Origin of the sequence: Actibacterium sp. EMB200-NS6 (assembly GCF_001305615.1) — a bacterium.
Lineage (GTDB): Bacteria > Pseudomonadota > Alphaproteobacteria > Rhodobacterales > Rhodobacteraceae > Actibacterium_A > Actibacterium_A naphthalenivorans.
Genome location: NZ_CP010869.1, coordinates 3,539,352 through 3,563,379, shown reverse-complemented (window position 1 = coordinate 3,563,379; position 24,028 = coordinate 3,539,352). Strand labels below are relative to the sequence as shown.

Here is a 24,028-nt window from a genome sequence, read left to right as displayed (position 1 = left end):
ATTTGTAAAAGGCTTCCACCGCCAGCACAAGGCAAGAGGATGCAGGTGCAGAAACGATCATTGATTCAGGATGATCCTGTCGTATCTGCGCAGCAGTAGAAGGCCGAAAAACATCAGCACCGCCGACAGCGCGAAGACATAGACGGGCGAGGCATAGGCGGCGTCATAGGTCGAATAAAACCCGGTGCGCATGATGCCGGTGATATGCACCAGCGGGTTGAACCACAGGATGGATTGCGCCAGCGGCGGCAGATCCTCAAGCAGGAACAGGATGCCCGAGGCCAGAAACAGCGGCCGGTTGACGATGCTCCATATCTGCTCCCAGATCGGGAAGAGGCCCAGCAGAACACAGTTCATCGTGCCGACCGCCAGCCCCAGCAGCGCGCTCATCAGCAACGACAGAAGGATTGGCGGGAAATCCAGGATGGTGCGGGTGTCGAACAGGATGAGGATGCCGGCGATCACCAGATAGAACACCATCATCTGGGTCAGTGCGTTCAGGAAGAACCGGGCCAGGATGGCATCGACGGGGGTGACACCCGGATAGGCCAGCAGCGCCCTCGAGAACCGCAGCGAACGGGCGATGGTGTTGGCCAGCACGTTATACATCCCGAACGGCAGAAAGCCGGTGGCGAAGAAAAGAATGAAGCTGGTGCCAAGCGCGGGATTGCGCACCAGCAGCGAAAACCCGAACGACAGCACCGCGATGGCGCCCACCGGCTCCAGCACCGCCCACAGATAGCCGCCCGGTGACCGGCCATAGGTCGTCGACATTTCGCGCAGCATCAGCGCCAGCACCGTGCGGGCCGTCTTGAAGCGGCGCGCGCGCATCGCGTCGGGGGCAAGATAACTGGTCATCGGCGGTGTTCAGTCCTGTCTCTTCCTGCGTTCTTGCATTATGTAAGCCTTGCACGATAGTTGCAATTTGCTCTCTCTGGCGGAAAACGACCTTTGACCGAAGACAACACCCCCGACAGACTTTCAGCCGCAGTACGGCAGGCCCCGGCGGGTCCGCTCGGGAAAAAGGGTGGCGCCCGCAAACGGGCCGCCGGCCCGCGCAAGTCCGCCCAGGCGCCTGCCGCCACCGTCGCCATCAAGCCGGTGGCCGGACCGGCGCGGCCCAAACGCCGCCATCGCGGCCTGATGCTCAGCTTTGTAGTTCTGGTCATCGCGCCGCTTTTGCTGACCGGCTGGTATCTGTGGATGCGCGCCGCTGATCAATATGGCTCGACCACCGGCTTTACCGTCCGCCGCGAAGAGACAAGCCCCGCCGCCGATATCCTGGGCGGGCTCAGCCAGTTTTCATCCTCCAGCTCGTCGGACACTGATATCCTCTATGAGTTCATCCAGAGCCAGGAGCTGGTGCGCAAGATCGATGACCAGATCGGGCTGAAGGCGCTCTATTCCAAGGCCTGGCCCGATGATCCGGTCTTTGCCTTCGATCCCGAGGGCGGCATTGAAGATCTGCTGGCATTCTGGCAGCGCATGGTGCGGATTTCCTATGACGCCGGCGCCGGCCTGATCGAGCTGCGCGTGCTGGCCTTCACCCCCGAGGATGCCAGGGCCATCGCCCGGCTGATCTTCGACGAAAGCTCGCAGATGATAAACGAGCTGTCGGCCATCGCCCGTGACGACGCTACCCGCTATGCCCGCGAAGAGCTGGAACGGGCGGTCGAGCGGTTGAAGCAGGCGCGCGAGGCGGTCACCGCCTTCCGTTCGCGCACCCAGATCGTGGATCCATCGGCCGATATCCAGGGGCAGATGGGCCTTCTGAATACGCTTCAGCAACAACTCGCCGAAGCGCTGATCGAGCTGGACCTGTTGCGCGAAACCTCGCGCGAGAATGATCCGCGCATCGCCCAGGGTGAACGCCGCATCGCCGTGATCCGTAACCGGATCGACGAAGAGCGGCAGAAATTCGGGATCGGCGGGCAGGGCCCCGGCGGCCGCGACTACGCCACGCTGGTTGCCGAGTACGAGCGCCTGACGGTGGATCGCGAGTTTGCCGAGCAATCCTATACCGCCGCGCTGTCGGCCTTTGATGGCGCCCAGGCCGAGGCGCAGCGGCAAAGCCGCTATCTGGCCGCCTATATCAAGCCCACCCTCGCCGAAGAGGCCGAATACCCGCAGCGCGCCATGCTGCTGGGGCTGACCGCGTTGTTCCTGACGCTGCTGTGGTCGATCCTGGCGCTGATCTATTACAGCCTGCGCGACAGACGCTGACCCCGCCATGATCCGGCTGAAGAACCTCTCGAAAAGCTTCTGGACAAAGGGCAACCGCAAAGTGGTGGCCGATGACATCTCGATCACCTTTCCCACCGGCGTCGCGGTCGCACTTCTGGGGCGCAACGGCGCGGGGAAATCGACGTTGATGCAGATGATCGCCGGCACCGTCGAGCCCACCGCCGGAGAGATCGAGACGGATGGAACGATTTCCTGGCCGGTCGGGTTTCGCGGCAGTTTTCACGGTGATCTGACCGGCGCCCAGAACACCCGTTTCATCGCCCGCGTCTATGGCGTGGATACCGACGCCCTTCTGGAATTTGTCGAGGATTTCGCCGAACTGGGGGCGCATTTTCATATGCCGTTCCGCCACTATTCCTCCGGCATGCGCTCGCGGCTGGCGTTCGGCGTGTCGATGGGCATCCGCTTTGACACCTATCTGGTGGATGAGGTGACAAGCGTCGGCGACGCGGCCTTCAAGATGAAAAGCCAGGTGGTGTTCCGCGAACGCATGGCCGAAAGCGGTGCCATTCTGGTCAGCCATTCGATGCGTCAGGTCCGCAAGCTTTGCGATGCGGGCGCGGTTCTGGAAAACGGGCAGCTCACCTATTACGAAGATATAGAAGAGGCCATCGCCCGGCATCAGGAAAACATGGGCGCGGATGATGACGACGACTGAAGGCGCATGGGTATCGGCGCGGCCCGCCTGTCCGCACGGCGCGCCACATGCCCCGGGGCTTTACCGGCCGAAAAACCGCGCGACGCGGGATTTACGCTCTCTGCCATCATAGATGCCAAAGGCCGCCACGGCGGCCTGAACCCCATGCGGTGCCTGACCCACCGAATAGGGCCCCAGATCGGTGGGTCCTACGCGAAACCTTATGGTGACACCGGCCTGGCCGGGATCGGTGATATGGCGGAACCGGCTTTCAACACCGTATGCCGCGAAGGACCCGGCCAGCGCCTGTTCCAGCGCGAGGCGGGAGCCCGAACCGCCAGAACCCCAGCGGATTTCGGTCAGGATGCCGTCATCCACGGGACCCCGATCAAAGGCGGACAGGCGTTCCTTGGTGATGCCGAGCGGCTGAAACGTCGGGTCCTTGGTGATGTGGTAGTACATCCGCGACGCGGCGGACGGCGCCGTGACCAGAAATATGACAAGCAGGGCCAGCGGCCCGTTCTGAAGTTTCATCAGCGCATTTCCGCCATCGTGGACGGGGCCAGGATGGCGGAAATTCGTTTACGAGGCGCTAATACCCGTGGTCAGGCGCGCACCAGCTTTTCGTAATCTTCGGCGATTTCGCGGGTCAGCGCGCCGACCTCGAAATTATAGTCGCCGATCTTGCCCACCGGGGTAACCTCGGCGGCGGTGCCGGTCAGCCAGCATTGCTCGAACCCTTCCAGTTCTTCGGGCATGATATGTCTCTCATGCACCTTGATCTGCCGGTCTTTGAGCATTCCGATGACGGTCTGCCGGGTGATCCCGTTCAGAAAGCAATCGGGGTCGGGCGTGTGAACCTCGCCGTCCTTGACGAAAAAGATGTTGGCGCCGGTCGCCTCGGCCACGTAGCCGCGATAGTCGAACATCATCGCGTCGGAACAGCCTTTCGCCTCGGCCGCGTGCTTGGACATGGTGCAGATCATGTAAAGGCCGGCGGCCTTGGCCTGGCTGGGCGCGGTTTCGGGGCTGGGGCGCTTCCATTTGGAAATGTCCAGCTTGGCGCCCTTCATCTTGGCGTCGCCGTAATAGGCGCCCCATTCCCAGGCCGCGACGGCAAGGCGCACCGGGTTGCGCGAAGAGGCGACGCCCATTTCCTCGCCCGCGCCGCGCCAGGCAACAGCGCGCACATAGGCGTCTGTCCAGCCATTGGCCTGCAGCACGTCGTATTTGGCCTTTTCGATCTCTTCGACGGAAAACGGGATTTCGAAGTCGATCATGTTGGCCGACCGCTTCAACCGCTCGGAATGGGCGACGGATTTAAAGATCTTGCCGTTATAGCACCGCTCTCCCTCGAACACGCTGGAGGCGTAGTGAAGCGCGTGGGTCAGGATATGCACATTCGCATCCCGCCAGGGGATCAGCTTGCCATCCATCCAGATCTGTCCGTCGCGATCATCGTAGCCAGACATCGGCCCTTCCTTTCATAGTGAACCCGGCTTTCCAGGATTTCCGATTATTGCGCGCGAAAGGTCCGTTATGGACATATTATTGCGCCAATTTCAGGGATCGGTAACAATTGATTCTTGGAAAGTCAACGAAGCTGACATAAAATCCACCATGGAAGAAGAAAATGTGATCGGGAGGAGCACAACATGGCCGAAGGTGCGATTGCAACGTCGCAAAGCGGCGAGAGCCTGTTATTCCTGACGGACGAACAGATCCGCAAAGGGGTCGAGGCGATGTATTTCGCCTATCGCGGCTTTACCGCCGATCCTGACCGGATCCTTCATCAATACGGCTATGGCCGGGCGCATCACCGGGCGATCCATTTCATCAACCGCTCGCAGGGCATGACCGTCAACAATCTTCTGTCGGTGCTGGGCGTCACCAAGCAATCGCTGAACCGTGTTCTGCGCACGCTGATCGAAGACGGGCTGGTCGAAAGCCGGATCGGCAAGCGCGACAAGCGCGAGCGGCATCTGTTCCTGACAGAGACGGGCGGCAAGCTGGAGCGAGAGCTTTCGGGCGCGCAACGGGCGCGGATGCGCGCGGCTTACCGGGTGGCGGGGCCGGAGGCGGTGGCGGGGTTCCGGCAGGTGCTCGAGGCGATGATGGATCCCGAACTGCGGCGCCATTTCAACACGCTCAAGGATAATGAGGCATGAGCGTTGATGCAGATGCGCATCTGCTCGTCGTCGATGATGACGAGCGTATTCGCGGGTTGTTGCAGAAGTTTCTGGTGCGGCAGGGGTTTCTTGTCAGCGTGGCGCGGGACGCGGCGCAGGCGCGCCGGTTGCTGGGCGGGCTGGCGTTCGATCTGCTGGTGCTGGATGTGATGATGCCGGGCGAGGATGGTATCAGCCTGACCCGCGAGCTGCGGCAGGCGATTTCCACCCCGATCCTGCTGTTGACCGCCCGTGGAGAGACGAGCGACCGCATCGCGGGGCTGGAGGCCGGGGCCGATGATTATCTGGGCAAGCCGTTCGAGCCGAAAGAGCTTTTGCTGCGGATCAACGCGATCCTGCGCCGGGTGCCGCATGAAAAGACCGGGGTGGTCGGCCCCAAGGTGCTGCATATGGGCCAGGTGCGCTATGATACCGAGCGCGGAGAGCTGTGGCGCGGCGAAGACCCGGTGCGCCTGACGGCGACCGAAAGCCAGCTGATGCGCATCTTTTCCGCCTGTCCGGGCGAGCCGGTGACCCGCGCCAAACTGGTGGAGGATCTGGGCCGCGACCGGGGGCAGGCACAGGAACGCGCGGTGGACGTTCAGATCACGCGGCTGCGGCGCAAGATAGAAAGCGATCCCAAACAGCCGCGCTATCTTCAGACGGTGCGCGGCGCCGGGTACATGCTGGCGCCCGAATAGCCGGCGCCGGGGCGCAATGGATTCTTGCCCCGGCCCGGGTGCGGGCCTAGCTTTGCGGCATGAGCACCGCGTTCCTGACCCATGCAGACTGTCTTGCCCATGTCACGCCGGCGGGCCACCCCGAGCGCGTGGCCCGGCTGGAGGCGATCTTGCGGCGTCTGGACACGCCCGAGTTTGACGGGCTGCTGCGGGTCGAGGCGCCGCTGGCCGATGTGGCGCAGGTGGCGCGCTGTCACCCCCAGGCCTATATCGACAAGATCAGGGCGGCGGTGCCCGCACAGGGGTTTGCCGTGCTGGATGCCGATACACATCTTTCCCCCGGTTCCTTCACCGCCGCGTTGCGCGCAGTGGGGGCCAATCTGAAAGCGGTGGACATGGTTCTGGGCGGCGAGGCCGCGAATGCCTTCGCCGCGGTCCGCCCGCCCGGCCATCATGCCGAAACCGAAGTGGCCATGGGGTTCTGCCTGTTCGGGAACGTCTCTGTCGCGGCCAGATATGCGCTGGATCATCACGGGCTGGCGCGTGTCGCGATCATGGATTTCGATGTGCATCACGGCAACGGCTCCCAGGATCTGCTGTGGGACGAGCCGCGGGTTCTGTTCGCCTCGACCCATCAGATGCCGCTCTATCCGGGCACCGGCGCGGCGGAGGAGCGCGGCGCGCATGGCAACGTGCTGAACGTGCCGCTGCCGCCAATGTCGGGCGGCGCGCGGTTCCGGGCCGAGATGGAGCGGCAGGTGCTGCCGGCGCTGGATGCGTTCCGGCCAGAGCTTGTGCTGATCTCCGCCGGGTTTGATGCCCATGCCGCCGATCCGCTGGCGCAGCTTCAGTGGCACGAGGCGGATTTCGTCTGGGCCACCGAGCGGCTGTGCGACATTGCCGACGCCCATGCGGGGGGCAAGGTGGTCTCGACACTCGAAGGCGGATATGATCTGGATGCGCTCGCTGAAAGCGCTGCGGCGCATGTGCGGGTACTGATGGAGCGGGGATCGTGAGCGATAAGCCGGTGGCAGAGATGAGCTTTGAAGAGGCGATGGCCGAGCTGGAGCGCGTGGTGAACCAGCTTGAGCGGGGCGATGTGCCGCTGGAGCAGTCGATCACGCTGTATGAACGCGGTGCGGCGCTGAAAAAGCGCTGCGAGGAAAAGCTGAAGGACGCCGAGGAAAAGGTCGCCGCGATCACGCTGGACGCGGACGGCAACCCGGCAGGGACGAAACCCGTCGAAGGGCTCTGATGTTTTCCGAGCGGCTAGAGATCGCCGCCGCACGGGTTGCGGGGCATCTGCGCGACGTGCTGGCGGATTATCCCGATCAGCCGGTGGTGGATGCGATGCGCTATGCCGTTCAGGGCGGCAAGCGGCTGCGGGCCTTTCTGGTGATGGAAGGGGCCGCGCTGCATGGCGTCGCGCCGGAACAGGCGGTTCAGGCGGCGGCGGCGGTCGAGGCGCTGCACGCCTATTCGCTGGTGCATGACGATCTGCCCTGCATGGATGATGACGATCTGCGCCGGGGCCTGCCCACGGTGCATGTGAAGTGGGATCAGGCGACGGCGGTTCTGGTGGGCGATGCGCTCCAGACTCTGGCCTTCGATCTGCTGGCGGATGCGCGCACCCATCCCGATCCGGCGGTGCGAATCGCGCTGGTGTCTTCGCTGGCACGCGCGTCGGGGGCGGCGGGCATGGTGCTGGGCCAGGCCCAGGACATTGCCGCCGAAACCGCCGGCAGGCCCCTGACGCTGAAGGAGATCACCGCGCTTCAGGCCAACAAGACCGGCGCGTTGATCCGCTGGTCGGCCGAGGCGGGCGCGGTGCTGGGGCAGGCCGATACCGGGCCGCTGCGGGCCTATGCCTCCGCGCTGGGCCTCGCGTTCCAGATCGCCGACGACATTCTGGATGTCGAAGGCGATGCCGAAAAGGCGGGCAAGCGGCTGCAGAAGGACGCCGAGGCGGGCAAGGCCACCTTTGTGTCTCTGCTGGGTCTCGAAGCGGCCAAGGTTCGGGCGCAGAACCTTGCCGCAGAGGCAGAGGCGGCATTGTCGCCCTATGGCGCGGCGGCCGAAAGCTTGCGGGAGGCCGCCCGTTTCGTTATCTCCCGCGAGAATTGATCCGCCCGCCAAGGAGGGCCCGCGATGAGCGACAGACCCGATACGCCGCTGCTGGACCGTGTGCACAGCCCGGCCGACCTGAAGGTGCTCAGCGACCGCGAGCTGGAGCAGGTGGCCGATGAACTGCGGGCAGAGACGATTTCGGCGGTATCGCAGACCGGCGGGCATCTGGGCGCCGGTCTGGGCGTGGTCGAGTTGACCGTGGCGATCCACGCGGTGTTCGACACGCCGCGCGACCGGCTGATCTGGGACGTGTCGCATCAATGCTATCCGCACAAGATCCTGACCGGGCGGCGCGACCGTATTCGCACCCTGCGCCAGAAAGACGGGCTGAGCGGATTCACCAAACGCTCTGAATCGCCCTATGATCCGTTCGGCGCGGCGCATAGTTCCACCTCGATCTCCGCCGCGCTGGGTTTTGCCGTGGCGCGCGATCTGGGCGGCGCGCCGGAACCCGCGCTGGGTGATGCGATCGCCGTGATCGGCGATGGCGCGATGAGCGCGGGCATGGCCTATGAGGCGCTGAACAACGCGGGGCACCTGCACAAGCGGCTGATTGTCATTCTGAACGACAATGAGATGTCGATCGCACAGCCGGTGGGGGCGATGTCATCCTACCTGTCACGGCTCTACGCCGGCGCGCCGTTCCAGGAGCTGAAGGCCGCGGCCAAGGGCGCCGTCAGCCTGCTGCCGCAGCCGCTTCAGCATGGTGCGCGGCGGGCCAAGGACATGCTGAAGCATATGGCCGTGGGCGGGACCCTGTTCGAGGAACTGGGCTTTTCCTACGTCGGGCCGATCGACGGGCATGACATGGAACAGCTTCTGGCGGTGCTGCGCACGGTCAAGGCGCGGGCCGACGGGCCGATCCTGATTCATGCGATCACGAAAAAGGGCAAGGGCTATCGCCCGGCCGAGCTGGCCGATGACAAGGGCCATGCCACCGCGAAATTCGATATGGTGACGGGCGAGCAGAAAAAGGCCCCCTCCAACGCGCCGTCCTACACCAAGGTCTTTGCGCAGGCGCTGATCGAAGAGGCCGCGCGGGATGACAAGATCGTCGCGGTGACAGCCGCGATGCCCGACGGCACCGGGCTGAACCTGTTCGCCGAGCGCTTTCCCGCCCGCTGTTTCGACGTGGGCATCGCCGAGCAGCACGGCGTGACCTTCTGCGCCGGGATGGCCGCGGGCGGGATGAAACCGTTCTGCGCCATGTATTCCACGTTCCTGCAGCGCGGCTATGATCAGGTGGTGCATGACGTGGCGATCCAGCGCCTGCCGGTGCGCTTCGCCATCGACCGGGCCGGGCTGGTGGGCGCCGACGGCGCCACCCATGCCGGCAGTTTCGACGTGGCCTTTCTGGCCAACCTGCCGGGGTTCGTGGTGATGGCGGCGGCCGACGAGGCCGAGCTCAAGCACATGGTCGCCACCGCAGTGGCGCATGACGACGGCCCGATCGCCTTTCGCTTTCCGCGCGGCGAAGGTGCGGGGGTTGAGCTGCCTGAACGCGGGCGGGCGCTGGAGATCGGCAAGGGCCGGATCATCGCCGAGGGATCGCGCATCGCCTTGCTGTCGTTCGGCACGCGGCTGCAAGAGGTTCAGGCGGCGGCCGAAAGCCTGGCGGCGCGCGGCATCACGCCCACCGTGGCCGACGCCCGCTTTGCCAAACCGCTGGACCGTGAGATGATCCTGACGCTGGCGAAAGAGCATGAGGCGTTGATCACCATCGAGGAAGGCGCCATCGGCGGGTTCGGCTCACATGTCGCGCAGCTTTTGGCCGAGGAAGGCGTGTTCGACACCGGGCTGAAATACCGTTCGATGGTGCTGCCGGATAATTTCATAGATCAGGCCAGCCCGGCGGATATGTACGCGGTGGCAAAGCTGAACGCGGCGGATATCGAGGCGAAGGTGCTGGCGGTGCTGGGCGTGGTCCAGCTTGTCGAACGCCGCGTCAGATGATCAGCGTGGCCGCCAGTACGCCCAGCCCCGTGAAACTGTAGCCGCCGATCACGAACACGCCGTCACGGGTCATCAACCCGATGGCGAACAGCGTGATGGCAAAGGCCGCCACCGTGGCAAGGGCGGGCACGAATTCCATCAGCGGCATCACCATCGTCACTGCGAGGCAGGTCAGCAAGGCAAAGTGGCTGAGCGGCCGGAACGTCAGATAGCACAGGCGCTGATGCACATGCCTGTCGATCCAGGCGGCGGGCTTTCGCAGCCAGTTCACCGCGCGTTCCAGCCTGTCGGCGGTGATGGACCGTTCGGCCAGTTTTTCCGGCAGCCACAGATGCTTGCGCCCCAACAGCATCTGGACCGTTACCAGGGCGATGATGATCGCGCCGAAGGTCGGCATGCCGGGGATCGAGGAAACCGGCGAAACCAGTATCATCGCGGGGATCAGCAAAAGCGGCGCGAACGAGCGTTCGCCCATCTTTTCCACGATTTGCCGGACAGTCACCCGGTCGTCATTGCTGGCGTCCAGCAGGGCCTCCAGCACTTCGGTGATGCTGCCCAAATCCGCCTCTGCGGTCATGACTCGTTCCTGCCCGTTACGCCTACACATTCAAGATGGTGCCTGGATCAGGCCGGGTCCAGCCCTTCTTCGGCAAGCAATGCAGAAAGACCGTCGCGGTAGGTGGGGTATTTCAGCGCGACGCCCAGCTCGGCCTTGATGCGATCGTTCCGCACCATCTTTGACTCGGCATAGAAACTGCGGGCCATCGGGCTCATCGGGGCCGCGTCTATCGCGACGGCGGGGGGCACGGGCAGGCCAAGCAGGGTGGCGGCATGGGCGATCACATCCTGCGGCGGGGCGGGATCGTCATCGCAGACATTGTAGATGGCGCCGGGGTTGGGGCGGGCGATGGAGGCGGCCAGAACCTGCGCGATGTCGTCCACATGGATGCGGGAAAACACCTGGCCGTCCTTGATGATCCGCCGCGCCGTGCCCGCGCGCAACTTGGCAAAGGGACCGCGGCCGGGGCCATAGATCCCCGCCAGCCGGAAGATGTGCAGCGGCAGGTTCAGCGCCTGCCACCCGGTCTCTGCCGTGACGCGGGCACTGCCCCGTTCGGTTGCGGGGGTCAGCGGTGTATCCTCATCCACCCAGCCGCCGCCATGATCGCCGTAGACACCGGTGGTGGAAAGGTAACCGGCCCATTCCAGATGCTGCGCCCTGGCCAGTTCCGGGCCGAGTTCGGCAAGAACAGGGTCACCTTCCGCGCCCGGAGAGACAGAGCTGAGAAGATGCGTCGCCCCGGCCAGCAGGCCCGCCAGATCGGTGCCGGGCCAGATGACGGGCTCCACCCCTTCCGCCGACAGCCGGGCGGCTTTTTCGGGGCTTCGCGTGGTGGCGATGATGCGCCAGCCGCGTGGCAGAAGAAGCCGCGCCAGCGCCTGCGCGCTATAGCCATGGCCGATGGAGAGAAGCGTTTTTGTCATGCGCGGATCATCGGGCCATCTTTGCCCGACTGCAAGGGCGGGGCTTGATCCGGGCGGCCAAGTCATGACATTGGGGCCATGGATCATATGACGACCCGCCAGAGCACCGGCCCCTTTTTCGCTGGCCCCCTTTTGCCTTCAGGATTTTCCGCGCATGACCGCCTCTGACCAGAACCTGCCGATCGAAACGCCCCCCCTTGTGGAACCGGAAAGCTTCAGCGATCCGGCCGCGGCTGTCGCCCGGCTGTGTCAGCTCTACGAGGATGCGACGGGATTTCTGCGCGACAGGTTTCAGGAAACGCTGTCGGGCAAGCCGCGCACCGCGCGCTACCGCGCCTACTACCCCGAGGTGCGGTTCGTCACCACGACCTATGCGCAGGTCGACAGCCGCCTGAGCTTTGGCCATGTATCCGATCCGGGCACCTATGCCACCACCGTCACCCGGCCCGATCTGTTCGGCAACTATCTGCGCCAGCAGATCGGCCTGCTGATTTCAAACCACGGGGTTTCGGTCAGCGTCGGTTCGTCACGCACGCCGATCCCGGTGCATTTCGCAGTGGCCGGCGATGCATCGGTCACCGTGCCGCAGGACGGGGTGCTGGCGTTTTCGCTGCGCGATGTCTTCGACGTGCCCGACCTGTCCACCACCAATGACGATATCGTCAACGGCTATGGCTTTCAGTATGGCGATGGCGCCGCGCCGCTGGCGCCCTTCACCGCGCAGCGGGTCGATTACTCGCTGGCGCGGCTCAGCCACTACACCGCCACCGGGGCGGAGCATTTCCAGAACCACGTGCTGTTCACCAACTATCAGTTCTACGTCGAAGAGTTCGAGCTTTATGCCCGCAAGATGCTGAAAACGCCCGGCAGCGGCTATGTCAGCCTCGTTGGCCCCGGCAATATCGAGATCACCGATGCCGATGCCCCGATGCCCACGCCCGCGAAACTGCCGCAGATGCCGACCTATCACCTGAAACGCGCGGGCGGCGCCGGGATCACGCTGGTGAACATCGGCGTGGGCCCGTCCAACGCCAAAACCGCGACCGATCATATTGCCGTGCTGCGGCCCCATGCCTGGATGATGGTGGGCCATTGCGCCGGGCTGCGCAACAGCCAGCGGCTTGGCGATTTCGTGCTGGCCCATGCCTATCTGCGCGAAGACCACGTGCTGGATGATGACCTGCCGGTCTGGGTGCCGATCCCGGCGCTGGCCGAGATTCAGGTGGCGCTGGAAGACGCGGTGGAAGAGGTGACTCAGCTCGAAGGTTATGATCTGAAGCAGATCATGCGCACCGGCACCGTGGCCACCATCGACAACCGCAACTGGGAACTGCGCGATCAGTCCGGCCCGGTGCAGCGCCTGTCGCAATCCCGCGCCATCGCGCTGGATATGGAAAGCGCCACGATCGCCGCGAATGGTTACCGGTTCCGGGTGCCCTATGGCACGCTTTTGTGCGTGTCCGACAAGCCCCTGCACGGCGAGCTGAAACTGCCCGGCATGGCCAGCGATTTCTACAAGACACAGGTGTCGCGACACCTGCTGATCGGGATCCGGGCGATGGAAGCGCTGCGCGATATGCCGCTGGAACGCATCCACAGCCGCAAATTGCGCAGTTTCGAGGAAACCGCCTTCCTTTGACGTGGCGGAAATCAGCACAAAATGCGGGAAATCACCCTCTCGCCTCCCACTAATCGTTGTGTCCGCACCCAATATCCCGCTAAATTACGCGGATGAGCCCCGACGCGAGAGGGCAGGAACGAGGAGACAGAAATGGCAAGACCGATGACCAAAACCCAACTGGTTGCCGCCCTGGCCGATGAAATGGGTGCTGACAAGAAAATCGCATCCGCCGCGCTGGATGCGATCACAGGCGTGATCACCAAGGAAGTGGCCGATGGCGGTGCCGTCACGCTGCCCGGCGTTGGCAAGATCTATTGCCGCGAACGGCCCGAGCGTATGGTGCGCAACCCCGCCACCGGCGAGCAGATCAAGAAGGAAGCCGACAAGGTGGTCAAGGTGACGATCGCCAAGGCGTTGAAAGACAGCGTCAACGGCTGATACGGCCGGGGTTGCCCGGACCGCAGAATACTCTAGGGTCGCCTTTCGGCGGCCCTTTTCGTTTGGGAGGAATGATGGATATCCGTGCGCTCGGCATGGGGCTGGCCTTTGCCCTCATGTGGTCCTCGGCCTTTACCTCGGCGCGGTTCATCGTGGCCGACGCCCCGCCGCTCACCGCGCTGGCCATCCGCTTTCTGATCGCCGGCCTGCTGGGCGTGGCCATCGCCCGCGCGATGGGGCAAAGCTGGCGCCTGACGCGGGCGCAATGGCGGGCGACGGTGCTGTTCGGTATCTGCCAGAACGCGCTCTACCTCGGCCTGAACTTCGTGGCGATGCAGACGATCGAGGCCTCGCTGGCCGCAATCATCGCGTCGTCCATGCCGCTGATGGTCGGGGCGGCCGGCTGGCTGATCTATGGAGAGCGGTTGCCCGCCCTGGGCATCGCCGGGCTGGTCGCGGGCTTTGCCGGGGTGGCGGTGATCATGGCCAGCCGGATCGAGGGCGGCGCCGATACCTACGGGCTGGCCCTGTGCCTTCTGGGGGTGCTGGCCCTCACCTTCGCCACGCTGGCGGTGCGCGGCGCCTCGTCGGGCGGGAACGTCCTGATGATCGTCGGTCTGCAGATGCTGGTCGGCAGCGCGGTCCTGAGCGTCGCCGCCCTGAGCCTCGAAACCTGGGAGGTCACGTGGAGCGGGTCTCTGATCGCCGCCTTCATCTATACAACCCTCGTGCCGGGGCTGGCGGCAACGCTCACCTGGTTCCTGCTGGTGCGCCGCATCGGTACGGTCCGCGCCGCGACCTTCCATTTTCTCAACCCGTTTCTCGGCGTGCTTATCGCCGCCCTCTTTCTGGGAGAGGCGCTCGGCCCCATGGATATCGCCGGTGTGCTGATCATCGCCGCGGGCATTCTCGCGGTACAACTGGCCAAACAGCCGCGCTGAGCTTCATCTTTCCGAAAATATCCCCGCCGGAGGCATGAAGTCGCCGGCGCGCCCTATCCGATCTTTCCGCGGTTTTCGCCGATCTGCCCCCGGTGCAGCAGCACATGATCCAGCAAAACGCAGGCCATCATCGCTTCGCCCACCGGCACGGCCCGGATGCCGACACAGGGATCGTGCCGGCCCTTGGTGACAATCTCGGCCGCCGCGCCCGAACGCGTGATCGTCTTGCGCGGTGTCAGGATTGACGAGGTCGGCTTTACCGCGAACCGCACCACAACCTCCTGGCCGGTGGAAATGCCGCCCAGAATGCCGCCGGCGTGGTTGGAGGAAAACACCGGCTGCCCGTCGTTCCCCATGAAGATCTCATCGGCATTCTCGACGCCTGTCAGCGCGGCGCTGGCCATGCCATCGCCGATTTCCACGCCCTTCACCGCGTTGATCGACATCATCGCGGCGGCCAGATCCGTGTCCAGCTTGCCATAAACCGGGGCGCCGAGCCCGGCGGGCAGGCCACGGGCGACGACCTCGATCACCGCGCCGACGGAGTTGCCGCTCTTGCGCAGATCGTCCAGATAGGCGGCCCAGTCCTCGGCGGCTTTCGCATCGGGCGTCCAGAACGGGTTGCGCCCGATCTCGTCCCGGTCGAAGCGGGCGCGGTCGATGCCGTGCGGGCCCATCTGAACCATGTAGCCAGTGATCTCCAGCCCCGGCACCAGCGTTTTCAGCGCTTCGCGTGCCACGCCGCCGGCGGCCACGCGCGCCGCGGTTTCGCGGGCCGAAGACCGGCCGCCGCCGCGATAGTCCCGTATCCCGTATTTCTGCCAATAGGTGATATCGGCATGGCCGGGCCGGAATTTCTCGGCGATATCGCCGTAATCCTTCGAACGCTGGTCGGTGTTTTCGACCATCAGCTGAATCGGCGTGCCCGTCGTCTGGCCCTCGAACACGCCTGACAGGATCTTCACCTCATCGGCCTCGCGCCGCTGGGTGGTGAACTTGCTCTGCCCCGGTTTGCGCTTGTCCAGCCAGTGCTGCAGCATCGCCGCGTCCACCGGCACGCCCGGCGGGCAGCCGTCGACCGTGGCGCCGAGCGCGGGGCCGTGGCTTTCGCCCCAGGTCGTGACGCGGAACAGGTGGCCGAAGGTGTTGATGCTCATGCGCTGTGCTCCTTTTCACGGCGGGAATAGCCGCAGGGGCCGTGTGCCGCAAGCCTGGACAGGCCCATGAAAAAGGCCGCCGTGGGGAAACCCGGGCGGCCTTCATGCTTTCGTTGGGGTCGCTTACATGGCCGAAAGGCTGGCCAGATAGGCGTACAGGTTTTCTGCGTCGCCTTCCTTGCGAACCTTGAAAGACATGTTCGAACGCGCGCCGCTGTCGCCGGTCACTTCCTTGAGGAAGCTGCTCGGGTCTTTTACATATTCCGCGAAAGCCTCTTCATTCCAGACCAGCCCGGCCTCGCCGGCGGCCTGCAGGCCCTTGGAGTATTTGAACCCCTCGACAGACCCGGCCGGGCGCCCCGCGATGCCGTAAAGGTTCGGGCCGGTTTTGGCCTTTCTCCCGGCCAGCGTTTCGCCGGCGTCATTCACCACCACATGGCAGGCGATGCACTGGCGAAACGCTTTTTCCCCGGCGGCCACGTCGCCCGACGCGCCGTGGCTGTCGGCGAAGGCGGGCGCGGCGGCCAGAAGGCCGGCGGTGGCAAGGGCGAGTTTAAGCTTCATTGGGTCACTCCCTGAGTTTCTCGAATTTCCCGTGTAACATTAAGTGTACGCGGGCGCTGGTCAAACCTGCTGGCTCTGTTCCGGCACAACTTTCCGCCGATCGCGACAACGTGCCGCCAATCAGGCCCGTTTTTGTTTTGCGGGCGTCAGTTCCCTGACGGCGCCATACTGGGTCAGAAACACCCGGCCCGAAAGTTCGTGCAGGAAATGGGTGCGGCTGAGCCTGTCCATCACCGGGCCCTTTACCTCTGAAAGGTGCAGTTTCAGGCCCATATCGGTCAGTCTGTGGTCGATCGCCTCGAGCGATTCAAGCGCGGAAGTGTCGATGTCATTCACCGCAGAGCACATCAGGATCACATGCTTGAGCTGCTTGTCGCCCACGACGCGGTCATAAAGGTAATCCTCCAGATAGCGGGCATTGGCGAAATAGAGGTTCTCGTCCACCCGGATGGTCAGGATCTCGGGCGAGGTTTCTACCTTGTGACGTTCGATATTGCGGAAATGTTCGGTGCCGGGCACCAGGCCGACCTCGGCGATATGCGGGCGCGAGGTGCGGTAGAGATACAGAAGGATGGAGATCAGGACACCGGAAGAAACGCCAAGCTCGACCCCGAAGCCGAGGGTCAGCAGGATGGTTGCGGCGACGGCGGCGAAATCGGCCTTGTTATAGGTCCAGGTGGTGCGCAGGATCGAGAAATCGACGAGTGACAGAACCGCCACGATGATGGTGGCCGCAAGCGTGGCCTTGGGCAGGAAGAAGATGAGCGGCGTCAGCGCGAGCGTGGCCAGCGCGATGCCCACGGCGGTAAAGGCCCCGGCGGCGGGGGTTTCGGCGCCGGCGTCGTAATTCACCACCGACCGGGAAAACCCGCCGGTGACCGGGTAACCGCCACTGATCGACGCCGCGATATTGGAGGCCCCCAGCCCGATCAGTTCCTGATCCGGGACGATGCGCTGGCGTTTCTTGGCGGCCAGTGTCTGCGCGACAGAGACGGATTCGACAAACCCGATGATCGAGATCAGAACCGCCGAGCCTATGAGGCTCGTCCAGATCTCCATGTCGAATTTCGGGATGGTCAGCGGCGGCAGGCCCTTCGGGATGTCGCCGACGATGGCGACGCCGCGATCGTTCAGCCCGAGTGCCCAGGTTACCAGCGTGGTCACGACCACCGCGGCCACCGGCCCGGCCTTGGCCAGGATATCCGACAGTTTCGGCGGAATGCCGGCGGCGATCAGACGTGGCTTCAGCCCCTTGCGGACCCAGAAGAGAAAGGCCGTGGTCGGCACGCCGATGGCCAGCGTCCAGAAATTCACCTCGGCCAGATGCGCCAGGATCGAGTGCACCAGTTCCAGCAGGTTGTGGCCCGAGGCCGGTATGCCCAGGATATGCTTGAGCTGGCTGGTGGCGATGATGATCCCCGAGGCGGTGATGAACCCCGCGATCACCGGATGGCTGAGAAAGTTGGCCAGAAAGCCCAGCCGGAAAAAACCCATCACCAGCAGCACCAGCCCCGACAGGAACGCCAGGATAATCGCGGCTGCGGCATATTCCGGTGTGCCCTGCAGCGCCAGGTTGCCCACCGCGGCCGCCGTCATCAGCGAGACCACCGCGACCGGCCCCACCGCCAGCGCGCGGGAGGTGCCGAAGATGGCATAGGCCATCAGCGGAAGGATCGAGGCATAAAGCCCCATCTCGGCCGGAAGGCCCGCAAGCAGCGCATAGGCCAGCGACTGCGGGATCAGCATGATCGTCACGATCACCGCTGCGACGATGTCATTGGTGAATGTATCGCGGTTGTAGCGTTTCCCCCAATCAAGGATCGGCAGGTAGCGTTCGAAAGCTCTCAGGGCTGGAAGGCGCACGGGAAGGTGTCTTTCATATTCAGAATTTATGATGTGATTAAGGCTGCCCGCCCGGAATTACAAGAACGATGGCCCCAACAACCGCGTTCGCTTGCCCCGCGTCAAGCGGTGTATTACGGTCGGCGATACCTCGGGGTGCCCTGTCCGGGCTGAGATGCATCCGCGAACCCGTTGAACCTGAACCGGTTAAGACCGGCGGAGGGAAGGTAACTGGACAAACTCCATACCCTGACCCCGCCCGTCGTGGATGGAGGATGACCATGAGATATCCGATTTTCGCTGCGGGAGCCCTGCTTGCCACCATGGCTGGTGCCCAGACGCCTGTGCTCACCGTTTATACCTATGACAGTTTCATTTCCGAATGGGGGCCGGGGCCGCAGGTGGAGGCCGCCTTCGAGGCGACATGCGGCTGCGATCTGCAGTTCGTCGGCGCGGGGGATGGCGCCGCGCTGCTGGGCCGGCTGCGGCTCGAGGGCAAGCGGACACATGCCGACGTGGTGCTGGGGCTCGATACCAACCTGACAGCCGCCGCCGCCGAAACCGGGCTGTTCGCGCCGCATGGGGTGGCGGATGTGGCTCTATCTTTGCCGGTTTCGTGGGAAGATGAGCTCTTTCTGCCCTACGACTGGGGCTATTTCGCATTCGTGTATGACAAGACGAAACTGCCGCACCCGCCCGCCAGTTTTGCCGAACTGGCCGCCGCGCCAAAGGCGCTGAAGATCGTTATTCAGGATCCGCGGTCCTCCACACCGGGCCTAGGCCTGCTGTTGTGGGTCAAGGCGGCCTATGGTGACGGGGCGCAGGCGATGTGGCAGGGGCTGGCGCCGCATATCCTGACCGTGACCAAAGGCTGGTCGGAGGCTTATGGCATGTTCCTTGAGGGCGAGGCCGATATGGTGCTGTCCTACACCACCTCGCCCGCCTATCACATCATCGCGGAAGGGGATGACACCAAGGCCGCCGCGCCCTTCGCCGAGGGGCATTACATGCAGGTCGAGGTGGCGGGCCGGATCGCCTCTTCCGATCAGCCGGAACTGGCGCAGGAGTTTCTGCGGTTCATGCTGTCGGAGACGTTCCAGTCGATCATCCCTACGACCAACTGGATGTATCCCGCCGTGATCCCCGATGGCGGCCTGCCCGAAGGGTTTTCCGCGCCACTTCCGCCGGAACAGTCCCTGATTTACCCGGCCGCGGAGGCTGCGGCGATGCGTGACAAGGCGCTAGAGGAATGGCGCGCCGCGCTCAGCCGATAGGCGCCAGCGTCTGGGTCGGGGCGGCGGTGGCCGCCCTGATCCTGTCGCTGACGCTGGGCACGCTGGGGGCGGTGTTCCTGCGCGCCGAACGGTTCTCGGCGCTTGGCCCGGCGGATTGGGCGGCGGTGCGGTTCACGCTGATGCAGGCCACCCTGTCGGCTTTTCTGAGCGTCGCGCTGGCGGTGCCGGTCGCGCGGGCGCTGGCACGGCGGCGATTTCCTGGCCGGGGCCTGCTGATCACGCTGCTCGGGGCGCCGTTCATTCTGCCCGTCATCGTTGTGGTTTTGGGAATTCTGGCCGTATTCGGGCGGAATGGTCTCTTGAATTCGGCTCTTGGTGTGGTCGGGATCGGCCCGCTTTCCGTCTATGGGTTGCAGGGCGTGCTGATCGCGCATGTGTTCTTCAACCTGCCGCTGGCAACCCGGCTGATCCTGCAAGGATGGCTTTCGATCCCGGCAGAGCGGTTCCGGCTGGCGGCGTCGCTCGGGTTTGCCGCCCGCGATGTGACCCGCTGGCTGGAACGCCCGATGCTGCGCGCGGTTGTGCCGGGCGCCTTCATGGTGATCTTCGTGATCTGCATGACCAGCTTCGCGGTGGCACTGACGCTGGGCGGCGGGCCGAAGGCGACCACCGTGGAACTGGCGATCTATCAGGCGTTTCGATTCGAGTTCGACCTGTCGCGTGCGGCGCTTCTGGCACTGGTGCAATTCGGCCTGTCGGCCATCGCGGCGGCGCTCACGTTGTGGGTGGCGGTGCCGAGTGTCAGCGGTGCGGGGCTTGACCGGATCGTCGCCCGCTGGGACGCGCGGCATCGGGGCCTGAGGCTGCTGGACGGCGCCTGGATCGCGCTGGCCGCGCTGTTCCTGATCCTGCCGCTGGCGATGATCGTGGCAGACGGGCTGCGTGCATTGTTCACGCTGCCCCCATCGGTTTTCGCGGCGGCAGGGCGGTCGGTGGCGGTGGCGCTTGGGTCTGCCGTGCTGACCCTGGCGCTGGCCTTGCCGCTCTCGCTGGCGGCCGTGCGGCTGGGCCGGGGCATCGCGGGCGGGATGATGGAGGGGGTGGGCGCATTGGCCATCGCCGCCTCGCCGCTGGTGATCGGCACGGGGCTGTTCATTCTGCTGTTTCCAATCGCCGATCCCGTGGCGCTGGCCCTGCCGGTCACGGCGGTTGTGAATGCGGTGATGAGCCTGCCCTTTGCCACCCGCGCGCTGGTGCCCGCGCTGCGCGATGCAGAGGAGAGCTATGGCAAGCTGGCCCGAAGCCTTGGCATGCGCGGCTTTACCCATCTGCGCCTTGTGCTGCTGCCGCGCCTGCGCCGCCCGATCGGGTTTTCGGCCGGGCTGGCGGCGGCGCTGTCGATGGGCGATCTCGGGGTGATCGCGTTGTTCGCCGATCCGTCGCAGGCGACGCTGCCGTTGCAGCTTTACCGGCTGATGGCGGCTTACCGGATGGAACAGGCGGCAGGCGCGGCACTGTTGCTGCTGATCCTGAGCCTCGGCCTGTTCTGGCTGTTCGACAGAGGGGGGCGTGTGGATGCTGACGCTTGAGAAGATCGTGATCCGTCAGGGCACGTTCGTGTTGCGCGCGGATTTCAGCGTGCCCGCCGGCGCGCGGGTGGCGGTGATCGGGCCTTCGGGGGCCGGAAAATCCACTCTGCTGGACGTGATTTCCGGCTTTTTCGCGCCCGAGTCGGGGCGCGTGCTGTGGAACGGGCAGGATCTGGCGCCGCTGGCCCCCGGCGGTCGGCCGATCAGCGTTCTGTTTCAGGACAACAATCTTTTCCCGCATATGACCGTGGCGCAGAATGTCGGCCTTGGTCTGCGGCCCGATCTGCGACTAAGCGCGGCAGAGCAGGTCAAGGTGCAACAGAGCCTTGATCGGGTTGGGTTGGGCGGTTTGGCCGCGCGCAAGCCGGCGGCCCTGTCCGGCGGACAGCGCAGCCGGGTCGCGCTGGCGCGGGTGCTGTTGCGGGCGCGGCCATTGCTGCTGCTGGACGAGCCGTTCGGCGCGCTGGGTCCGGCGCTGAAGGCGGAAATGCTGGCGCTTGTCTGCGAGCTGGCGCAGGAAACCGGCGCAACGGTTCTGATGGTGACGCATGACCCGCAGGAAGCGGTGATGGTGGCCGGGCAGACGATTCTGGTGGCGGAAGGCATGGCGCATCCGCCGCGCGATACCAAGGCGCTGTTCGCGGATCCGCCCGCCGCCCTGCGTGCCTATCTGGGTTAGGCAAAGAAAAAGACGATGTTATACTTTGCGTACCCGCCGCCGTGGTTAACCTGAACGCATCAGAAATGGCGTGCGGTTAGTCTTCCTTCTTGTCGTCTGCTTCCGGCTTCTTTGTCAGGTCGAGCTTGCCCATGATCCTGTCAAGGGCATCGTCGGACGTGTCCGTTTCTACCTCGCTGGCGGCTTCTTTGAAGCGCTTTACTTGTTCTTCATTTGTTTTTTACCGATCATAATCTCACCTTGCGTTGTTATGGTTTTCGTCATAACGTCTCCGCAGCATTAAGAAGGGGCGACTCATGAGCAGCACCAACATTGACGAGATTGCCGCGATTATTCGCCGTATTGAATCGGCTGCATATGAGCGCGGCAAAGTGGACGCCAAGCGTGAAATGCTGGCGCATCTTACATCTGTAGACTCTGATATAAAAGCGCCAGTTGCAGAACCTAGAGCGCACAAGGTTTCTGATCCTGTGCATATCGATGATAGACCAGCATCGGAGCGAAAGCGCGCTCCTAAAGGCATTGTTCCAAGATTTGTGATGGAAGTTCTGGCGTCAAATCCTGGCTTAACCCCGAAGGAAATCTCCAATCGTGCGGCAACGGATTTTGAGAAGATGATAAAGGCTACGTCCATCAGAAGCGAACTGCGCAACGGAAAAGCATCGGGGAAATACAGAGAGGACAGCGGTCGCTGGTTCTTGGCGCAAACGAATAAAGGTGAAGCGGAGGAACAATCCTTGCCTGGAGAACCCTCCGCTTCGAACTCTAACCACGAAAGGACAAAAGATGCCCCCTCCGTAGATGCTGACGACTTGATATAGTATCAAGCAAACCGCCCTTCACCCAGCGCTAGTAGGGTTGGGGCGGACCACTGCGGACGTGGTGGAAATGGTAGACATAGTAGCTTTGGATGCTACGGGGGCCGCCCTAGGAAGCACTCGCCCCGTGCCGGTTCAAGTCCGGTCGTCCGCACCACTTTTTTATAACATACTGACTCCATTGGCAATTCCTAAGTAGATAGGATTGCCAATAACTTAGTCGTTTAGGGGCTGCTTATACGTCAGCCTTTTTCCTACGATCGACTGCAGAGCAAGGTCAGCCCGAAGTCGATCATCCGCACCATTAGCTATACGGTTGTTATGCCGGAACTCAAACTCAGCCGCATAGCGGTGGAGATGCTTCTTGGCGCAGTGCTGGTAGACGCCCTTCACGCCGCGCTTAAAGATGCTGAAATAGCATTCAATCGTGTTTGTCTGAACGTTACCGCGAACGTAGTTGCCCTTGCTATGCGTCGCAAAGTCTTAGCCCATCTTAGAATACTGGCCCCCCTCGTCCGTGTGGACAATTGCTTCTTTGGCGATATTTTTCGCGAAGGACAGGGAGAAGCGTGGCCTTAGACACATCCTTAACAACGAAAGAGTTTGAGCGGCCCGTTGTGCGGTCTACAAGGCTTAGCATGGCGTTCTTGTGAGCGTAGCCACGTGCGGCCTCGGCTTTCTTGTGCTTCTGGCCGATGAATGTTTCGTCAACTTCGACAACCCCACCGCCAGATCCGAACTGGAAAGTGCGGTCTGAGCGCATAGCTTCGCGGATACGGTGCGACATGAACCATGCGGTCTTAAGTGTGACGCCGAGGGTGTGGTGAAGTTGATTCTGCTGATACCCTTCTTGCTGGCGCACATCAGGTAGACGGCCTGCAGCCAGAGGTTCATCGGAACGTGGCTGGGAGATCAGCTGACAACAAATCGTAGCTTACGTCAGTGTCCGAATTTCGGGGGGTAGCTCATATTTGGAGTGGGTACGTCAAGTATAATATCTCTAAGAAAAAGGCGGGCCATTTTGTGGCCCGCCTTCTCAATTCCCGGATCGGTTCGGCCTCAGGCCGTTTTCTTGCCCTTGAGCGGGGCCCAGATCCGTTTGTTCGTCCAATAGAGCAGAACCGTGAGGATCACCAGAAACACGACGCCGGTGAAACCGGCCTGTTTGCGGGCCATCATCTTGGGTTCTGCGGCCCACATCAGGAAGGCGGCGACATCTTCCGCCTCATGGTGGATCTCGTTGGAATGTCCATCGGCATATTCCACATCCTCGCCGACCAGCGGCGGGGCCATGGCGATCCAGCCGCCGGGGAAGGCGGTGTTGCCGTAGTAGAGCGTTCCGGCCTCTTCCTTTTCCTCGCCGGTAAAGCTGGTGAGGATCGCGACGATATGCTCCGGCCCGCCGATGCCCTTGAACAGCTGGCTGAGACCGGTGCCATAGGGCCCGTGGAAGCCCGCGCGCGCCTTGGCCATCAGGCTGAGGTCGGGCGCGTTGTCCAGGCTGGAGGTCGGGAAGTGATCGGTCGGGGTGGCGGGGCGGTAATCATCCAGCGCCGGGTCGAACACTTCGTAAAACTCCGCATAGGCGCGAACCTGATCCTCGGGCAGCGCGGGGCCGCCCTCGTCGCCCAGGGCGCGCAGCGGCACGTAGCGCAGACCGTGGCAGGAAGCACAGACCTCGGTGTAAACCTGAAGGCCGCGCTGCAGCTGCATTTGGTCGAACTTGCCGAACGGGCCTTCGAACGAGAAGTCCACGTCGTGGGTGGTGGCTTCGCCGCCTGCCGCGAACGCGGCGCCCGTGGTCAGGGCGAGGGCGGAAAGCGCCGAAAGGGTGAGTTTCCTGATCATGT

Annotated in this window: 25 protein-coding genes, 1 tRNA gene, 1 pseudogene and 1 riboswitch; of the genes and pseudogenes, 16 read left to right on the top strand and 11 right to left on the bottom strand. The window is 63.6% G+C overall.

What is annotated here, in order from left to right; genetic code table 11:
- Nucleotides 1-57 precede the first annotated feature (57 nt).
- Nucleotides 58-858 carry an ABC transporter permease gene (locus TQ29_RS17330; protein WP_054540184.1) on the bottom strand — a complete coding sequence of 267 codons (801 nt, stop codon included), beginning with the start codon at nt 856-858 and terminating at the stop codon, nt 58-60.
- Between the two features lie 93 nt (nt 859-951).
- Here TQ29_RS17330 and TQ29_RS17325 point away from each other — a divergent pair, with 93 nt between their 5' ends.
- Together TQ29_RS17325 and TQ29_RS17320 are read left to right on the top strand one after the other, a co-directional pair.
- Entirely contained in the window at nt 952-2,223 is a 1,272-nt protein-coding gene (locus TQ29_RS17325; RefSeq protein ID WP_369817417.1) for a sugar transporter, read from the top strand.
- A gap of 7 nt (nt 2,224-2,230) precedes the next feature.
- Nucleotides 2,231-2,902, top strand: coding sequence for an ABC transporter ATP-binding protein (locus tag TQ29_RS17320; RefSeq protein ID WP_037204755.1), 672 nt, complete (start codon nt 2,231-2,233; stop codon nt 2,900-2,902).
- Nucleotides 2,903-2,962: 60 nt separating this feature from the next.
- Here TQ29_RS17320 and TQ29_RS17315 read toward each other — a convergent pair whose 3' ends face one another.
- Both TQ29_RS17315 and TQ29_RS17310 read right to left on the bottom strand, forming a co-directional pair.
- Nucleotides 2,963-3,415, bottom strand: coding sequence for a hypothetical protein (locus TQ29_RS17315; protein WP_054540183.1), 453 nt, complete (start codon nt 3,413-3,415; stop codon nt 2,963-2,965).
- A gap of 71 nt (nt 3,416-3,486) precedes the next feature.
- Nucleotides 3,487-4,353: a branched-chain amino acid aminotransferase gene (locus TQ29_RS17310; protein WP_037204749.1), complete on the bottom strand. Its 867-nt coding sequence runs from the start codon at nt 4,351-4,353 to the stop codon at nt 3,487-3,489.
- 183 nt (nt 4,354-4,536) lie between these two features.
- On the opposite strand from TQ29_RS17310, the gene TQ29_RS17305 reads away from it, so the two are divergent.
- The 6 genes from TQ29_RS17305 to dxs are packed head-to-tail and all read left to right on the top strand — an operon-like array spanning nt 4,537 to nt 9,809.
- Complete coding sequence (locus TQ29_RS17305) at nt 4,537-5,049, top strand: MarR family winged helix-turn-helix transcriptional regulator (protein ID WP_054540182.1); 513 nt, start codon at nt 4,537-4,539, stop codon at nt 5,047-5,049.
- Nucleotides 5,046-5,750, top strand: a complete 705-nt coding sequence (locus TQ29_RS17300) for a response regulator (RefSeq protein ID WP_037204744.1) — start codon at nt 5,046-5,048, stop codon at nt 5,748-5,750. The genes TQ29_RS17305 and TQ29_RS17300 overlap by 4 nt, the downstream gene beginning before the upstream one ends.
- A 59-nt stretch (nt 5,751-5,809) precedes the next feature.
- Entirely contained in the window at nt 5,810-6,745 is a 936-nt protein-coding gene (locus TQ29_RS17295; protein WP_054540181.1) for a histone deacetylase family protein, read from the top strand.
- A complete protein-coding gene (locus TQ29_RS17290; protein ID WP_037204739.1) occupies nt 6,742-6,984 on the top strand; it encodes an exodeoxyribonuclease VII small subunit in 243 nt (80 codons plus the stop codon). The genes TQ29_RS17295 and TQ29_RS17290 overlap by 4 nt, the downstream gene beginning before the upstream one ends.
- Nucleotides 6,984-7,853, top strand: coding sequence for a polyprenyl synthetase family protein (locus TQ29_RS17285; protein ID WP_054540180.1), 870 nt, complete (start codon nt 6,984-6,986; stop codon nt 7,851-7,853). The genes TQ29_RS17290 and TQ29_RS17285 overlap by 1 nt, the downstream gene beginning before the upstream one ends.
- Nucleotides 7,854-7,877: 24 nt before the next feature.
- Nucleotides 7,878-9,809 carry a 1-deoxy-D-xylulose-5-phosphate synthase gene (gene dxs, locus TQ29_RS17280; RefSeq protein WP_054540179.1) on the top strand — a complete coding sequence of 644 codons (1,932 nt, stop codon included), beginning with the start codon at nt 7,878-7,880 and terminating at the stop codon, nt 9,807-9,809.
- On the opposite strand, the gene TQ29_RS17275 is transcribed toward dxs, so the two are convergent.
- Nucleotides 9,802-10,386 carry an exopolysaccharide biosynthesis protein gene (locus TQ29_RS17275; RefSeq protein WP_054540178.1) on the bottom strand — a complete coding sequence of 195 codons (585 nt, stop codon included), beginning with the start codon at nt 10,384-10,386 and terminating at the stop codon, nt 9,802-9,804. The genes dxs and TQ29_RS17275 overlap by 8 nt on opposite strands.
- Before the next feature lie 47 nt (nt 10,387-10,433).
- Nucleotides 10,434-11,294, bottom strand: a complete 861-nt coding sequence (locus tag TQ29_RS17270) for an SDR family oxidoreductase (protein ID WP_054540177.1) — start codon at nt 11,292-11,294, stop codon at nt 10,434-10,436.
- 154 nt (nt 11,295-11,448) lie between these two features.
- On the opposite strand from TQ29_RS17270, the gene TQ29_RS17265 reads away from it, so the two are divergent.
- From TQ29_RS17265 to TQ29_RS17255, 3 genes are all read left to right on the top strand, one after another.
- Entirely contained in the window at nt 11,449-12,933 is a 1,485-nt protein-coding gene (locus TQ29_RS17265; RefSeq protein WP_054540176.1) for an AMP nucleosidase, read from the top strand.
- A gap of 132 nt (nt 12,934-13,065) precedes the next feature.
- Nucleotides 13,066-13,353, top strand: coding sequence for an HU family DNA-binding protein (locus TQ29_RS17260; RefSeq protein WP_037204725.1), 288 nt, complete (start codon nt 13,066-13,068; stop codon nt 13,351-13,353).
- A gap of 74 nt (nt 13,354-13,427) precedes the next feature.
- A complete protein-coding gene (locus TQ29_RS17255) occupies nt 13,428-14,294 on the top strand; it encodes a DMT family transporter (protein WP_054540175.1) in 867 nt (288 codons plus the stop codon).
- A gap of 53 nt (nt 14,295-14,347) precedes the next feature.
- Here the strand turns inward: TQ29_RS17255 and aroC are convergent, their stop codons facing one another.
- The 3 genes from aroC to TQ29_RS17240 all read right to left on the bottom strand — a co-directional run bounded on the left by aroC (nt 14,348) and on the right by TQ29_RS17240 (nt 17,878).
- On the bottom strand, nt 14,348-15,451 hold the full coding sequence (gene aroC, locus TQ29_RS17250) for a chorismate synthase (RefSeq protein ID WP_054540174.1): 1,104 nt from the start codon (nt 15,449-15,451) through the stop codon (nt 14,348-14,350).
- 123 nt (nt 15,452-15,574) lie between these two features.
- Nucleotides 15,575-16,015, bottom strand: coding sequence for a cytochrome c family protein (locus tag TQ29_RS17245; protein ID WP_054540173.1), 441 nt, complete (start codon nt 16,013-16,015; stop codon nt 15,575-15,577).
- A gap of 120 nt (nt 16,016-16,135) precedes the next feature.
- Nucleotides 16,136-17,878: a SulP family inorganic anion transporter gene (locus tag TQ29_RS17240; RefSeq protein ID WP_054540172.1), complete on the bottom strand. Its 1,743-nt coding sequence runs from the start codon at nt 17,876-17,878 to the stop codon at nt 16,136-16,138.
- A 121-nt stretch (nt 17,879-17,999) separates the two neighbouring features.
- Nucleotides 18,000-18,099: riboswitch (TPP riboswitch) on the top strand.
- A gap of 39 nt (nt 18,100-18,138) precedes the next feature.
- Between TQ29_RS17240 and thiB the strand changes: the two genes are divergently transcribed.
- The 5 genes from thiB (at nt 18,139) to TQ29_RS17215 (ending at nt 22,335) form a co-directional block, all read left to right on the top strand.
- On the top strand, nt 18,139-19,131 hold the full coding sequence (gene thiB, locus TQ29_RS17235; protein ID WP_054540171.1) for a thiamine ABC transporter substrate binding subunit: 993 nt from the start codon (nt 18,139-18,141) through the stop codon (nt 19,129-19,131).
- Nucleotides 19,107-20,681, top strand: coding sequence for a thiamine/thiamine pyrophosphate ABC transporter permease ThiP (locus TQ29_RS17230; protein ID WP_054540170.1), 1,575 nt, complete (start codon nt 19,107-19,109; stop codon nt 20,679-20,681). Before thiB ends, TQ29_RS17230 begins: the two co-directional genes overlap by 25 nt.
- Nucleotides 20,668-21,360, top strand: a complete 693-nt coding sequence (gene thiQ, locus TQ29_RS17225; protein ID WP_054540169.1) for a thiamine ABC transporter ATP-binding protein — start codon at nt 20,668-20,670, stop codon at nt 21,358-21,360. The genes TQ29_RS17230 and thiQ overlap by 14 nt, the downstream gene beginning before the upstream one ends.
- 296 nt (nt 21,361-21,656) lie before the next feature.
- Complete coding sequence (locus TQ29_RS20795; protein ID WP_157445623.1) at nt 21,657-22,181, top strand: hypothetical protein; 525 nt, start codon at nt 21,657-21,659, stop codon at nt 22,179-22,181.
- Nucleotides 22,182-22,233: 52 nt separating this feature from the next.
- Nucleotides 22,234-22,335 (top strand) — tRNA-Pro (locus TQ29_RS17215).
- 59 nt (nt 22,336-22,394) lie between these two features.
- On the opposite strand, the pseudogene TQ29_RS20405 reads toward TQ29_RS17215, so the two are convergent.
- The 3 genes and pseudogenes from TQ29_RS20405 to TQ29_RS17210 form a co-directional block, all read right to left on the bottom strand.
- Nucleotides 22,395-22,640 (bottom strand): annotated as a pseudogene (locus tag TQ29_RS20405) (transposase); the annotation flags it as partial.
- 31 nt (nt 22,641-22,671) lie between these two features.
- On the bottom strand, nt 22,672-22,875 hold the full coding sequence (locus TQ29_RS21310) for a hypothetical protein (RefSeq protein WP_369817425.1): 204 nt from the start codon (nt 22,873-22,875) through the stop codon (nt 22,672-22,674).
- 362 nt (nt 22,876-23,237) lie between these two features.
- Complete coding sequence (locus tag TQ29_RS17210; RefSeq protein WP_054540167.1) at nt 23,238-24,026, bottom strand: cytochrome c1; 789 nt, start codon at nt 24,024-24,026, stop codon at nt 23,238-23,240.
- Nucleotides 24,027-24,028: the final 2 nt, after the last annotated feature.

Coding starts and splice junctions, on each gene's coding strand:
- TQ29_RS17295 (WP_054540181.1), top strand. CDS start 5,810: ATGAGCACCGCGTTCCTGACCCATGCAGACTGTCTTGCCCATGTCACG.
- TQ29_RS17310 (WP_037204749.1), bottom strand. CDS start 4,353: ATGTCTGGCTACGATGATCGCGACGGACAGATCTGGATGGATGGCAAG.
- dxs (WP_054540179.1), top strand. CDS start 7,878: ATGAGCGACAGACCCGATACGCCGCTGCTGGACCGTGTGCACAGCCCG.
- TQ29_RS17260 (WP_037204725.1), top strand. CDS start 13,066: ATGGCAAGACCGATGACCAAAACCCAACTGGTTGCCGCCCTGGCCGAT.
- TQ29_RS17255 (WP_054540175.1), top strand. CDS start 13,428: ATGGATATCCGTGCGCTCGGCATGGGGCTGGCCTTTGCCCTCATGTGG.
- TQ29_RS20795 (WP_157445623.1), top strand. CDS start 21,657: ATGAGCAGCACCAACATTGACGAGATTGCCGCGATTATTCGCCGTATT.
- TQ29_RS17270 (WP_054540177.1), bottom strand. CDS start 11,294: ATGACAAAAACGCTTCTCTCCATCGGCCATGGCTATAGCGCGCAGGCG.
- TQ29_RS17330 (WP_054540184.1), bottom strand. CDS start 858: ATGACCAGTTATCTTGCCCCCGACGCGATGCGCGCGCGCCGCTTCAAG.
- TQ29_RS17300 (WP_037204744.1), top strand. CDS start 5,046: ATGAGCGTTGATGCAGATGCGCATCTGCTCGTCGTCGATGATGACGAG.
- TQ29_RS17230 (WP_054540170.1), top strand. CDS start 19,107: ATGGCGCGCCGCGCTCAGCCGATAGGCGCCAGCGTCTGGGTCGGGGCG.
- TQ29_RS17285 (WP_054540180.1), top strand. CDS start 6,984: ATGTTTTCCGAGCGGCTAGAGATCGCCGCCGCACGGGTTGCGGGGCAT.
- aroC (WP_054540174.1), bottom strand. CDS start 15,451: ATGAGCATCAACACCTTCGGCCACCTGTTCCGCGTCACGACCTGGGGC.
- TQ29_RS17315 (WP_054540183.1), bottom strand. CDS start 3,415: ATGAAACTTCAGAACGGGCCGCTGGCCCTGCTTGTCATATTTCTGGTC.
- TQ29_RS17265 (WP_054540176.1), top strand. CDS start 11,449: ATGACCGCCTCTGACCAGAACCTGCCGATCGAAACGCCCCCCCTTGTG.
- TQ29_RS17210 (WP_054540167.1), bottom strand. CDS start 24,026: ATGATCAGGAAACTCACCCTTTCGGCGCTTTCCGCCCTCGCCCTGACC.
- TQ29_RS17245 (WP_054540173.1), bottom strand. CDS start 16,015: ATGAAGCTTAAACTCGCCCTTGCCACCGCCGGCCTTCTGGCCGCCGCG.
- TQ29_RS17320 (WP_037204755.1), top strand. CDS start 2,231: ATGATCCGGCTGAAGAACCTCTCGAAAAGCTTCTGGACAAAGGGCAAC.
- TQ29_RS17275 (WP_054540178.1), bottom strand. CDS start 10,386: ATGACCGCAGAGGCGGATTTGGGCAGCATCACCGAAGTGCTGGAGGCC.
- thiB (WP_054540171.1), top strand. CDS start 18,139: ATGAGATATCCGATTTTCGCTGCGGGAGCCCTGCTTGCCACCATGGCT.
- thiQ (WP_054540169.1), top strand. CDS start 20,668: ATGCTGACGCTTGAGAAGATCGTGATCCGTCAGGGCACGTTCGTGTTG.
- TQ29_RS17305 (WP_054540182.1), top strand. CDS start 4,537: ATGGCCGAAGGTGCGATTGCAACGTCGCAAAGCGGCGAGAGCCTGTTA.